General features: G+C 61.0%; 10 protein-coding genes. 4 read left to right on the top strand and 6 right to left on the bottom strand.

The window, feature by feature from the left end; genetic code table 11:
• Positions 1–315 (bottom strand): redoxin family protein (locus tag PROAA_RS17115; RefSeq protein ID WP_186412498.1); only part of this gene is annotated, 315 nt, incomplete at its 3' end.
• A 114-nt stretch (positions 316–429) separates the two neighbouring features.
• Between PROAA_RS17115 and PROAA_RS17120 the strand changes: the two genes are divergently transcribed.
• The gene (locus PROAA_RS17120; protein WP_186412499.1) at positions 430–3,894 is read left to right on the top strand and encodes a ligand-binding sensor domain-containing diguanylate cyclase; all 3,465 of its coding nucleotides are present in this window, start codon (positions 430–432) and stop codon (positions 3,892–3,894) included.
• Positions 3,895–3,921: 27 nt separating this feature from the next.
• Here the strand turns inward: PROAA_RS17120 and PROAA_RS17125 are convergent, their stop codons facing one another.
• The 3 genes from PROAA_RS17125 to PROAA_RS17135 are packed head-to-tail and all read right to left on the bottom strand — an operon-like array spanning position 3,922 to position 6,681.
• Positions 3,922–4,620 (bottom strand): FecR family protein, encoded by a 699-nt coding sequence (locus PROAA_RS17125; protein WP_222102339.1) that lies wholly within the window; start codon positions 4,618–4,620, stop codon positions 3,922–3,924.
• A 31-nt stretch (positions 4,621–4,651) separates the two neighbouring features.
• On the bottom strand, positions 4,652–5,821 hold the full coding sequence (locus tag PROAA_RS17130) for a vWA domain-containing protein (protein ID WP_186412500.1): 1,170 nt from the start codon (positions 5,819–5,821) through the stop codon (positions 4,652–4,654).
• A 17-nt stretch (positions 5,822–5,838) separates the two neighbouring features.
• The gene (locus PROAA_RS17135) at positions 5,839–6,681 is read right to left on the bottom strand and encodes an AAA family ATPase (RefSeq protein ID WP_186412501.1); all 843 of its coding nucleotides are present in this window, start codon (positions 6,679–6,681) and stop codon (positions 5,839–5,841) included.
• Positions 6,682–7,012: 331 nt separating this feature from the next.
• On the opposite strand from PROAA_RS17135, the gene PROAA_RS17140 reads away from it, so the two are divergent.
• The gene (locus PROAA_RS17140; protein WP_186412502.1) at positions 7,013–7,519 is read left to right on the top strand and encodes a zinc ribbon-containing protein; all 507 of its coding nucleotides are present in this window, start codon (positions 7,013–7,015) and stop codon (positions 7,517–7,519) included.
• 22 nt (positions 7,520–7,541) lie between these two features.
• Here the strand turns inward: PROAA_RS17140 and trhA are convergent, their stop codons facing one another.
• Positions 7,542–8,159, bottom strand: coding sequence for a PAQR family membrane homeostasis protein TrhA (gene trhA / locus PROAA_RS17145; RefSeq protein WP_186412503.1), 618 nt, complete (start codon positions 8,157–8,159; stop codon positions 7,542–7,544).
• Between the two features lie 181 nt (positions 8,160–8,340).
• Between trhA and PROAA_RS17150 the strand changes: the two genes are divergently transcribed.
• A complete protein-coding gene (locus tag PROAA_RS17150) occupies positions 8,341–9,921 on the top strand; it encodes a hypothetical protein (RefSeq protein ID WP_186412504.1) in 1,581 nt (526 codons plus the stop codon).
• Positions 9,914–11,344 carry a phospholipase D-like domain-containing protein gene (locus PROAA_RS17155; RefSeq protein WP_186412505.1) on the top strand — a complete coding sequence of 477 codons (1,431 nt, stop codon included), beginning with the start codon at positions 9,914–9,916 and terminating at the stop codon, positions 11,342–11,344. The genes PROAA_RS17150 and PROAA_RS17155 overlap by 8 nt, the downstream gene beginning before the upstream one ends.
• Before the next feature lie 21 nt (positions 11,345–11,365).
• Here PROAA_RS17155 and PROAA_RS17160 read toward each other — a convergent pair.
• A partial coding sequence (locus PROAA_RS17160; protein ID WP_186412506.1) for an efflux transporter outer membrane subunit occupies positions 11,366–12,260 on the bottom strand: 895 nt, incomplete at its 5' end.

The raw sequence follows: 12,260 nt of genomic DNA on the forward strand, positions 1-12,260 counted from the left end.
ATCGGGCAGCAGGAAAACGTTCTTGGCATTCTGGCTCTTGCCCCACTGGAACATGACGAAGGCATCGTTGACCGAAATGCAGACGACCGCATCGACGCCCTGCCCCTTGAATTCATCATAGAGCTCTTCATAGCGCGGCAGGTGAGACGTCGAGCAGGTAGGTGTAAACGCGCCGGGCAGAGAAAACACGACGACATTCTTGCCCTTGAAGATTTCATCGCTGCTCAGATCTTTCCACTCGAAGGGATTCGGCCCACCCAGGGCGTCATTGCGTACGCGGGTTTTGAAAATAACGCTGGGGACATGGTTTTGCATCTTGGCTCTCCTTTGCTGGATTGAGGAATAACCCGCATTCAAACATTCGGGCGTCGAACCGGGATTATTGCATGAGACGCCCGGATCACCATAAGCAGAGGTATTGTGGCTAGAATGCGCAATGCTTGCGACATCGCGATTACCTGGGCTGCGCGTGTTGTTTCACTCGTCGCGCAACGCCGTCCGATTGAGGGTCATCCCGGTCGACATACCTCGGTCATGTTGACATCAGAGCATTTGCAGGCGAAGACGGGGCGAACGCTCCGACGGGGCGTGGCCGCTTTTTTGCCGTTGCTCGTGTTCTCGCTGCTTGCCGCCACCTCGCTCCCCGCCGAATCTCGCGTCACTTCTCCCGCTGCTTCTTATGACGAGAACCCGCTGGCCGAACCGCGACTGGAATCGGTCGGTGTCGGCATCATCCCGCGCGACGTGGTACCGACAATGGCCCAGGACAAAGCCGGATTCTTGTGGATCGCAACGGGTGACGGTCTGGTGCGCTATGACGGCTATCGATTTCGCCCGCAGGAGCGCGACAGCCCGGACCCGGCAGCGCGCAATCTGGGCTGGATCCGCGCTCTGCTGGCAGGGAGCGACGGTCGCCTGTGGATCGGAACCGAGTGGGATGGCCTGGCCGTCTACGACCCGACGACCGAAAAAGTAAGCTCCTGGCGCGGCAAGGGTGAAGAGCGCGACAGCCAGAACGGCGGCCCGCTGCCGACCATTCGCGCACTGGCCGAGGACAGGGACGGGAGCATCTGGGCCGGGAGCGAAGGAGGCGGCCTGGATCACTTCGACCTGAAAAGCGGCAGCGTCTCCCACTACCTGCATTCAAGTCAGCCCGGGAGCCTGCCCGATGATCGTGTGCAGGCACTACTGATTGGCCGTGCGGGAGACCTGTGGGTGGGCACCTGGGCCGGCCTGAGCCGCCTCAAGGCCGGCGGCGAACGGTTCGAGCCGGTTGTCTCGAACGGCGGCCGCGCCAGCCTGGCCGGGCGCATCGTGGAAGCCTTGTTCCAGGCGTCGGATGGACGCATTTGGGTCGGTACACAGCAGGGCGACCTGGCGATCGTCGATCCGTCGACGGGCAAGGTGCTGTTACTCGATTTCGCGGAGGACATCGCCAACCACGGCGCCGTGTCCAGTCTGGTCGAGGCGCCGGGCGGCCGAATGTGGGTCGGACGGTCGACCGGCATCGATCTGCATGATGTCGCTGGCGGACGGCTGGTGCAGCGCCTGCGGCACGACTTGCGCAAGCGTTGGGGCCTGGCTGGCAACGAGGTGACGGCACTGATCCGCGATCAGGCCGGCCTGATCTGGGTCGGCGGCTTTGGCGTCGGTCTGCAGCGTCACGACCCGAACAATCGGAGCATCTGGCTGCGCGGGGCCGATCCGCAACCGGACAGCCCGTTTTCCGAGGCCGATGTACGCAGTCTGCTGCAACTGGACAATGGCGAAATCTGGGCCGCCACCCACAAAGGCGGCGTGGCGGTTATGGATAAGCTGTTGCGCGTTACCGGCGCGATCTGGCCACGAACGCCAGGACAAATCAATGCGACCGGGAAGTCGCCCAAGTTGCCGCCGGTACGCGTCGAGGCAATGGCGCAGGCGCGGGAAGGCACCGTCTGGCTGGGTTCCGATTCCATGCTTTATCAGTTCAGCCGGGACCACCGGCAACTGCAAACCCTGCCGCACGGTGGCGGGCTGACACGACGCCTGCTGGCCGGCAGTGACGGCACGCTGTGGGTGGCGACGCAGGATGGCGTCTATTTCTTGCGGCCGGACAAGGGCGAAGTTGTACGTTTGAGTCAGGCGGACGGGCAGCCGCTACGTGCCGATATCAACGCCCTTGCCGAGGCGGCTGACGGGAGCGTCTGGGTCGGTAGCGGCAAGGGGCTATTTCGCGTCGCCGCTGGTGGCAGCGAACTGCAACCCGTCGAATCGCCGGCGGGTGCCGGGCTCGGCAACCATAGCGTCATTGGCCTGCTGTTCGACAGCCAGCAGACGCTATGGTTGGACACGGCGGTAACCGGGCTGCATCGCATGCTCCGCTGGGACGGCCGGCAAGCGCAATTCGATCGCATCAGCGAAAGCCATGGCATCGTCAGCCGGCCCTTCGGCGGCAATTTGATGGAGGACGGGCGCGGCCGCATCTGGACGCAGATGTACGTTTATGATCCGGCGACCGACCGGCTGGACGAGCTGACGGCAGCCGATGGTGCCAATCTCGGCACCGGCTGGTTCCTGTCGCGCGCCAAGACGACTGATGGCCGAATGCTGTTCGGCGGCAGCAAGGGCATCCTGGTGGTCAGTCCGGAACGCTTCGACGCATCGACTTACGCGCCACCTCTGCTGATCTCGGAGCTGGTCATCAACGGCCAGCGCGAGTCGGCCGGAGGAATCCTTAACGAACTCGAACTGACACCCGAACAGCGCAGCTTCAGCCTCGGGTTCACGGCAGTCGACTACTGCGACCCGAGCCGCATTCGCTATGCGTACCAACTGAAAGGTTTCGATCCCGACTGGATCGAAACCACAGCCGACTCGCGCGTCGCCAGCTACAGCAATCTGTGGCCTGGCGAGTACCTCCTGCGCGCACGTGCGACCAATCGTAGCGGCGCGTGGAGTCCGCACCAACTGGCGATCCCGATACGCGTCCTTCCATCCTGGTGGCAAAGCTGGTGGTTCCATCTGGCCGCACCTTCTCTGCTGATACTGATGGTCTACGCCCTGGTGCAGTTGCGTACCCGCCAGCTTCGTTTGCGCCAGAGTGAGCTTCAGCGCATGGTGCACGAGCGGACGGTCGATTTGGAAAGCCTGACGCTGGCGTTGAAACGCGAGTCGACTGCACTGGAGGAGTCGAGCCTGACCGACCCCCTGACCGGCTTGCGCAATCGCCGCTTCCTGACTCAACACATCGAGGCCGAAGCGGCCCTGGCAGTACGCGAGTACGAGAGTCACTTCAAGTACGGGGCAAAATTGCGCGACGATGTCGGGTTGATCTTCTTCCTGTTCGATATCGATTTCTTCAAGCAGGTCAACGACCGCCATGGTCACGCCGCGGGTGACGCCGTGATCAGGCAGATGAGCGATCGACTGGTCGGGGTGTTCCGCGACACCGACTACCTGGTGCGTTGGGGCGGTGAAGAATTCCTCGTCGTGGCGCGTGCAACGCCACGCAATCTTGCGGCTGCTCTGGCCGAGCGGGCGCGGGGCGCGGTCGCGGATCAGCCATTCGAGCTGGACGATGGCAGCTTGCTATCAAAGACCTGCTCGATCGGTTTCTGCTGCTTTCCGCTTTCAAGGCAGCATGCTGGCGCGCTGGGCTGGGATGTTGCGATCAAGATTGCGGATGAGGCGCTTTATGTCGTCAAGGACGCTGGCCGCAATGGCTGGCTTGGCGCACTCAGCGCCAGTGCCGAGTCGGCCGAGGCCTTGTGTGCCCGCTCGCGCCTGCCTTTGATCGAGTGGGCGCGCTCAGGTGAACTGGACGCCGTCTGGTCCCCGGATCACGGCGGCCTGGAGACAGCGGGACTGCAAAGAGCGCCGGTGTGCGATCAGGCGCAGTCGGAGCAGGAATAGCTCAGGATTGGGGGGGGTGGGGCAAGGTCAGTAGCGCAATCCGCTCTGGCCGTAGAAGGGCGGCCAGCGGCCCACCAAGTTCTCCAGCATGACCAGTTCGTCGTCGGTATGGTTGATCAACTTGGCCGGCGCCACCATCGGGCTGCCCGACGCGTCGATGTAGATCGGGCGTTCGTGATGCCCGGTCTGAATCGTTTCCTTCAGTTCCGGATTGCCCGTCGGTATCACCTCGGCCTCGCCGTAGCACAGGCAAAAATAGGTGTGCGCTTCCTCGGCTTCGATATAGAAGCCGGAGCCGCGGATGCCGATGGTGGCGGCAGGAGTGACGACTTGAAGGTTGCGCTCGCGGTCCCGTCCCTTGCCGATGACGCTGAGAACACGGCCCGTGATGACACGCAGGAACTGCGCGCCCACGCTCTCTTCAAAGGCGATCTTGGTTTTTTCCCGCTGCAGGAAGGCATCCGGACCGACAACGTAGACGGCCTCGCCTCCCGCGCCGGTTACCACCGACTGCCCCGGCTTGATGGTCAGGCCGATCGAGGCGCGCGTCGCGCCTACACTCACCGGGCCCTTGATATGACGAACCCCCGGAGTAGCCGGCTGCGAACCGGCGGAGAGGGCGTCGCGCACCAGGCCGAGGATGCCGCCGGCGCCGAAAGCCCCCGTAGCGGCCAGCTTGAGCAGTACTTCACGGCGGGCAAGTCGTTCCATTTCGGCTTGATTCATGTCTTTCTCCAGGACGAGGCCGCCACGGCTGCTATTTGCTGAGCAGGCGCATACCGCGCTCCAGCCCGTCGAGCGTCAGAGGAAACATGCGATTCCCCATCAGGTTGTGGACCATGGAGATCGACTGCCGGTATTGCCAGAAGTGCTCCGGCTCGGGGTTGAGCCAGATGGCGTGCGGCCAGCACTCGGTCAGGCGGCGCAGCCACACGGCTCCGGCTTCGCGGTTGTTGTATTCGATGCTGCCGCCGGGCTGGGTGATCTCGTAGGGGCTCATCGTCGCGTCGCCGACAAAGATCAGTTTGTAGTCGTTGCCGTACTTGTGCATCAGATCGAGCATGAGGATGCGCTCGGTATGGCGTCGGGTGTTGTCCTGCCACGCCCATTCATAAACGAAATTGTGGAAATAGTAGTACTCCAGATGCTTGAACTCGCTGCGGCAGGCCGAGAAAAGCTCTTCGCAAACGCGGATGTGATCGTCCATCGACCCACCGACGTCGAGGAACAGCAGAACCTTGACCGCGTTGTGCCGCTCCGGACGCATCCGCAGATCCAGCCAGCCGGCATTGCGCGCGGTGCCGGCGATGGTCCCTTCCAGGTCAAGTTCTTCGGCCGCGCCCTGGCGGGCAAAGTGGCGCAGGCGGCGCAGCGCGATCTTGATGTTGCGCGTGCCGAGTTCGATGTCATCGTCGAGGTTTCTGAACTCGCGTTTTGCCCAGACCTTGACCGCCGAACGGTGCTCGCTCCTGCCGCCAAAGCGTATGCCTTCCGGATGCGTTCCGCCATGCCCGAAGGGTGACGTTCCACCAGTTCCTATCCACTTGTTGCCCCCGGCGTGGCGCTCGGTCTGCTCGGCCAGGCGCTCCTTCAGGGTTTCCATCAGTTTGTCCCAGCCGTATTTTTCCAGCTTGGCGCGCTCGGCGTCGGTCAGGTGCTTTTTCATCGCCTGGCGCAGCCAGTCTTCGGGAATCAGCACGTCCATGCCGGGCAGTGCCTCGACGCCCTTGAAATACTCGCCGAAGGCGCGGTCGAATTTGTCGAAGTGCGTTTCGTCCTTGATCAGCGTCGCTCGCGACAGCACGTAGAAGTCGTCCAGGCTGTGTTCGACCACATGTTCCTGCAAGGCCTCGAGCAACACCAGAAACTCCTTGGTCGATACCGGGAGCTTGCTGGCCTTGAGGTGGAGGAAGAAGTCGATCAGCATTCGGGCCGAACCCTGCCCTAACGGTTCTGACGCGCCATGAAGATCAGCCGCTCAAACAGATGCACGTCCTGCTCGTTCTTGAGCAGTGCGCCGTGCAGCGGCGGGATGGCAACCTTCTGATCCTGGCTGCGCAAGGCCTCGGGCGGGATGTCTTCGGCCAGCAGCAGCTTGAGCCAGTCGAGGAGTTCCGAAGTGGATGGCTTCTTTTTCAGCCCAGGGATTTCGCGCAATTCGAAGAAAACCTCAAGCGCCTCGCGCAGCAGATTCTTCTTCAGCCCCGGAAAGTGCACGTCGACGATCTTGACCATCGTCTCCTTGTCCGGAAACTTGATGTAGTGGAAGAAGCAGCGGCGCAGAAAGGCGTCCGGCAACTCCTTTTCGTTGTTCGAGGTGATGAACAGAATCGGCCGGTGTTTGGCCCTGACCAGTTGCCGCGTCTCATAAACAAAGAACTCCATGCGGTCGAGTTCGCGCAGCAGGTCGTTGGGGAATTCGATGTCGGCCTTGTCGATTTCGTCGATCAGCACCACCGACGGCGTATCGCAGTTGAAAGCTTCCCACAGGACACCCTTGACGATGTAATTGGCGATGTCGGCCACCCTGGCATCACCCAACTGCGAGTCGCGCAAACGGGAGACGGCATCGTACTCATACAGGCCCTGCTGTGCCTTGGTCGTCGACTTGATATGCCACTGGAAAAGCGGCAACCCGAGCGCGCCAGCCACTTCCTCGGCAAGCATGGTCTTGCCGGTGCCAGGCTCACCCTTGATCAGCAGAGGGCGTTGCAGGGTGATGGCGGCATTGACGGCGAGCGTCAGATCGCGCGTGGCGACGTACTGTTCTGAACCTTCGAAACGCATGGCAATCCTTTTCGTGAATTGGACGATTATAGCGAATCGCCGCTTTGCCGCGAGCTGGCGGCAGCTACCGACGTTTCACTATCCCGCGGATGTCTGAAGCCAGGTGTCCTGCCAAGCACCTTGACATGATGCCCGCTGACTACCCTGAAGATGACAGGCGCAGCTGATAACAAATAACGTTCTTGGCGAGATCGACCCCTTGGGCCATAATGCCTATGGGTTTCCCCTATCGAGGCTCGCTGGATTCCCGAATTCTCGGGGCAGGTCAGCCCCCATCATTCGTCAGGCGTTGCGGTGTTGCCTTCTATGCCGCGTTTTCAGGAGAATTGCCATGGAAAACAACGATCAGGACAAGGCCAGATTGGCGCAACAGTACGACAAGCTGGCCAGCAAATTCAACGAACTCTACCTGGCTGGAAAGGCGCGCGGGCGCGAATCGATGACCGAAGCGCTGGATATTGCCCATAAGCAGATGACCGCGCTCGGGGAATTCAGCGCGGAACAAGGCGAAGAACTGAAGAAATACCTTTCCCGCGACCTGGATCAGACCATATCGGACGCTCAACAACTGGGTGAAGAAGCAAAAGAGCGGTTCAACCCGTCCAGATTGGGTGCAGGCGCGCTTTCTTCCATCGCGAACGTGATGGAATTCACCGGCAATGCCTTGCGCTCCCTGAGTGAGAAGACAAAGGAAACCCTTACGTACAAAACCGGCGAGATGACATCCGCCGGCACATTGACCTGCAAGGCATGCGGACAGTCGATGCAACTCAAGCACACGGGTCATGTACCACCTTGCTCCAAATGCAGTGGCACCCTCTTCAGCAAAGGCTATTGATCGCACAGGGGAGGCTGTGCTTCTATATGACGTAGCCGGCGACAGCGATGTATTGTGCCAGACTGCCTCCGATGACAAACAGATGCCAGATGCCGTGCCAGTGCTTGAAGCGCTCGTCATTGGCGTAGAACACGATGCCCAGGGTATAGAGCAGTCCGCCGCTGGCAAGCCACACGAAGCCGGCGGTTTCCAGCTGCTCAAGCAAGGGCTTGATCGCGACGAGAACCACCCAGCCCATGACCGCGTAGATGACTAGCGACAGGATTCGAGCCTCCGAGCGGGGCTTGATTTCCTGCAGCATGCCGACGACGGCCAGCCCCCACACGACGCCGAGCAGCGACCAGCCCCAGGGTCCGCGCAAGGTGACCAGGCAGAAAGGCGTGTAGGTCCCGGCGATCAGCAGGTAGATCGTCAGGTGGTCGAGTTTGCGCAGGATGATCTTGGCCCGTCCGCGCAGGCTGTGATAGAGCGTCGAGGTGCTATAGAGAAGGATCAGCGATGCGCCGAAAACGGACGCGCTTACGATCTTCCACGGATCACCCGTCGCAGACGCCCTGCTGATCAGCACCACCGCTCCCGCAATCGAAAGCACGGCGCCTACAAAATGCGTCCAGGCGTTGAATTTTTCTCCGTGATACATGGATGAAGGCTTTCGCCGATGGCGTTGAGAGTGGCGAGTGCACCAAGTTCGGGCAGGTTATAGGTGGTTGCGTTGATCTGCCGAAATCAAAAACCCCCACCACACGCTAGAATAGGACGATGTATTCGAGCAAAACACTCTTGCCACTACCCTGATGGTTATCGAATCAACCGATGCCCATGTGACTTCACCGGCATATGGCTTGTTCCCCGCCGCCGATTTTATGGTCACGATGGGCTACCGTGCTGATAGTGCCACCATTCCGCAGGCGCGGTGGTTCTTTCGCGAGGAAACAATTGCTGTGCCAGCACATGGGCGCCCGATTGAAGGACTCGATCCTCGATTGTCTGCCACCGAGGCTCTGCTGGGCTGGAATGCATTGACACTGCCGGGTTCGGCGCGCGATTACCCCGACCTTGTCTGGATCGGCTCGCCCGAGCTCATCGAACAGGCATGGATCGACGCCGAGGGTGAGAACCTGCGTTTCGCTGGGGAGCTGACCGGCTTTTCCTTGACGCCACGGCTTGAATCAAACCGGTCGTATTACAACGCCGACAGCACGGACTTCTTCGCTCAACGCGAGTTGCGCCTGCGTGGAAAAACTGATGGCGGCCGATTCGTCGCGCGCAGTATCTGGCCGGCAGATTTCCGGCTTGACCCGGACACCGCATTCAAACCCATCGCCGCTACCCCGGAAGCAATACGCGCGTTCGTTCGCAGTGAGCCGCGCGGAGGTGCACAGAGCAACTTCACAACCCAGGTCATATGGCAACGCGACGCCGATTCTCGGCGGCATCGTGCCGGCAGCCCGCTGATCGGCATCATGCTCAACGGCGCGCAGGGCGATGACGACGAAGCACACGGCGGGCATTTCGGTCTGTTTACGGGACGCGTTGGCCCGCAGGGGCAAATGCACGACTGGCTGATGGCCAACTTCTATACCCTTGAAACGGAAAGCGAGAAAGGCATCATCGCCGCCATGTTGCCGCTGGAATGTTACCTGGCTGATCTGAATGGCGGCCAGGCGTGGTATCGGCCCTCGTATCTGCTGGTCGCCACCTTGCGCGATGAGCGTACGGCGCTACACCTTAGCTCGGCGCTGGCTCGCGTATTCAACCAGTTCTATCGACACCAGTTTGCCTACCATCACGCCGCTGCCAATTGCACTGGAATCTGCGTCTCGACGCTGCGCACCATCGGCTGGCGCGTTCCGTCGCTGGGCCCGAGCAGTTGGCTGAAGGCGATAGCCGGGCTGCCCGTGGTCGCGGCGACGAGCGGCAGCCTGAGCAAAGGCAAGGCGATCTTTGATTATCTGACCGAAGACCAGACCCGGCTTTTTCCGACGATTGCATTCGAACAGGCGGGCGCCGATCTCCTGCGACTGGTCAAGGGCAGTGCCACTCGCGAACTGACGCCCTACGAAGGACTGCTCAGGCAGGATGTCGAGGAAATCATGCTGGTACGCATCCCGCAACTGCCATCGGATCGCGCCTGGGGCAATTACCCGGTGGCCAGCGTCGATGAGTACCGACAACGCCTGCCGAAGGATCCGGCCAAGCAGCAGATTGTTCCGGTGGATCCCCGACACTTTCCGCCGGGACTCAAAGACCCTGCCGCACCGGACATGAAGCCTTTGCGTTCGGACTATGCGGTGGCGGCCTACGCTGCGCTTGCGGTTCTGATAGGCGGTTTCTTGCTGCGTTTCATGTCGCGCAGCCGCCGTGGCAAGCGTGCAGCTGTACCGGGGCAGCGAAATGGCTGAGTTGATATCCCAGATCGAGGCGTTGATTGTCAGGCACTGGGAAGTTCTCTATAGCCTGCTCATTGTTGTCGGACTGGTCATCTATGCTGCTGCTTCCCACAGCTTGCACCAGCGCCGACATCCGGCGGCGGCCATCGCCTGGGTGCTGGGCATTGTGCTTCTTCCCTATATAGCGCTTCCGCTTTATCTCGCATTCGGCAGCCGCAAGGTCGTGCCCAAACATGCCGCACGCGGCGTGCGGCGAGTCGCTGCTTTGGCCCCGACGCCGCCTTCCACGGCGGCGCGCGCGCGGCAACTGGGTATGGCGATGGGCTTGCCCGACCCGGTGGCCTACGAAGGACTCAGCATTCACGAGGACGGTACGCAGGCGTTGAACGCGTTGCGCTGCATGATCGACGGCGCAAAACGCACGCTGGAAATCTCCACCTTTGTGTTCGGGCGCGATGTTCTCGGCGACGAGATTGCTGAACGGCTCAAGCAGGCCGCCCGCGCTGGAATCAAGGTTCGGCTGCTGATCGACGGTATCGGCATCTATCTGGGTGGCTATCCGGATTTGAAAGGCTTCGCGCAAGCGGGTGTCGACGTGGTTCGCTTCGTTCCGCCGTTTCGCTCCCCAAAACGCGGACGTACCAACCTGCGCAACCACCGCAAGATGGTCATCGCGGATGGCATGCACTTGTGGTGCGGCGGAAGAAATCTTGCAGCCGAGTATTTCGAAGGCGATCCTCGTCCGATTCTTGGCCGTAAGCCGTGGGTTGATTTGAGCTTTGATCTGCACGGAGAGCTCGCCAGACAAGCCCAGTCCCAGTTCGAACAGGATTGGGCTTTTGCGACAGAACGCCCGGCGCCGGAGGTGGCTGTTTCTGCGACACCGTCACCCGTTTCCGGAGCGATGGCCCAGTTGGTGGCGAGCGGTCCGGACCAGCCGGACGATACGATCTTTACCCTGCTGGTCTCGGCCTGCTTTACCTCGCAGTGGCGAATCCTGGCAGTGACGCCGTACTTCGTACCCGACAATGCGTTGCTCACTGCCCTGTCGCTGGCAGCGCGACGCGGTGTAGATGTGAATCTGGTTTTGCCGGCCAGGTCCAATCACCGGTTGGCCGATTTTGTGCGGCATCGCCAGTTGCGGGATCTGGTTGCCGCCGGGGGCAAGGTCTGGCTGTTCCCGCGCATGATTCACGCCAAGCTCGTATTGATTGACGAAGAACTGGCCCTTGCCGGATCGGCCAATCTTGACGGGCGAAGTCTTTTCCTCAATTACGAGATGATGGTTGCCTTTTACGATCACAAGGCCGTTCACGACTTTTCGCAGTGGATCGAAGTGCGACGTCTGGAATCCGTTCCCTATATTGCGCATCGTCCGGGTGTCGTGCGTGAGCTGGCCGAAGGCATGCTCCTGTGGTTGGGCTTCCAGCTCTAGCCGCAAGCGACGGGCGAAGGCCTATTTCTTCTCTTCGACGCCGGCCTCTGCCTCGGATACGGCTTCGGGTTTGGCTTCTGCTGCCACCTCTGGTTTCGTCATCCAGCCGCCACCCATGGCTTTGTAAAGGATGACCATCGACTGCAACTGGGTTTGCTGCGTCTTGGTGTAGGCCAGTTGCGCATTGAACAGGCTGCGCTCGGAGTCAACCACTTCCAGGTAGCTGGTGTAGCCATTGTCGTAGCGCAGGCGGGCAGTACCTGCATACTGCTTAAGCGAGTCGACCTGCTGCCGTTGCGCGGCTAGCTGGACTCGTGCCCTGTCCTGAGCGACCAGCGCATCGTCAACCTCGCGGAAAGCGTTCTGGATGGCCTGTTGGTAGCGGAGCAAAGCCTGTTGCTGCTGCGCTTCGGAAACCAGGAGTTGCCCGGCGAGTCCGCCTGCCGTGAAGATCGGCATGCCGACGGCACCCGCGTATTGCCAGACCTTCGACCCGCTGCTAAAGAGATTGGAAAGGCTACCGCTGGCGAAACCCAAGATACCCGTGAGCGAGATCGAGGGGAAGTAGGCGGCCTTGGCCACGCCGATTTCCGCATTGGCGGCAATCAGCTCCTGCTCGGCTGCGAGAATGTCGGGACGGCGTTCGAGCAGGTCGGAAGGCAAGCCTTCCGGGATGACCGGCGGAACCAGCTCATCAATTGTTCGCCCCCGAGTTATGGGGCCGGGATTCCGGCCGAGCAGGATGCTGAGCGCGTTTTCCTGCTGGGCAATGGCGAATTCAATCGGTGGAATGCTGGCCAGCGCTTCCTCATATTGGGATTTGTTCTGGCTCAGTTCGAGAATCGAGATGACACCACCGTCGTAACGATCCTGAAAAATCTTGTAGGACTCTCCGCGTGATCTGGCCGTATCCCGG

Source organism: Candidatus Propionivibrio aalborgensis, assembly GCF_900089945.1.
GTDB lineage: Bacteria > Pseudomonadota > Gammaproteobacteria > Burkholderiales > Rhodocyclaceae > Propionivibrio > Propionivibrio aalborgensis.

Bases quoted from the DNA above. Each gene is read 5' to 3' on its own strand.
- PROAA_RS17120 (WP_186412499.1), top strand. From the start codon at position 430: ATGCGCAATGCTTGCGACATCGCGATTACCTGGGCTGCGCGTGTTGTT.
- PROAA_RS17125 (WP_222102339.1), bottom strand. From the start codon at position 4,620: ATGAATCAAGCCGAAATGGAACGACTTGCCCGCCGTGAAGTACTGCTC.
- PROAA_RS17130 (WP_186412500.1), bottom strand. From the start codon at position 5,821: ATGCTGATCGACTTCTTCCTCCACCTCAAGGCCAGCAAGCTCCCGGTA.
- PROAA_RS17135 (WP_186412501.1), bottom strand. From the start codon at position 6,681: ATGCGTTTCGAAGGTTCAGAACAGTACGTCGCCACGCGCGATCTGACG.
- PROAA_RS17140 (WP_186412502.1), top strand. From the start codon at position 7,013: ATGGAAAACAACGATCAGGACAAGGCCAGATTGGCGCAACAGTACGAC.
- trhA (WP_186412503.1), bottom strand. From the start codon at position 8,159: ATGTATCACGGAGAAAAATTCAACGCCTGGACGCATTTTGTAGGCGCC.
- PROAA_RS17155 (WP_186412505.1), top strand. From the start codon at position 9,914: ATGGCTGAGTTGATATCCCAGATCGAGGCGTTGATTGTCAGGCACTGG.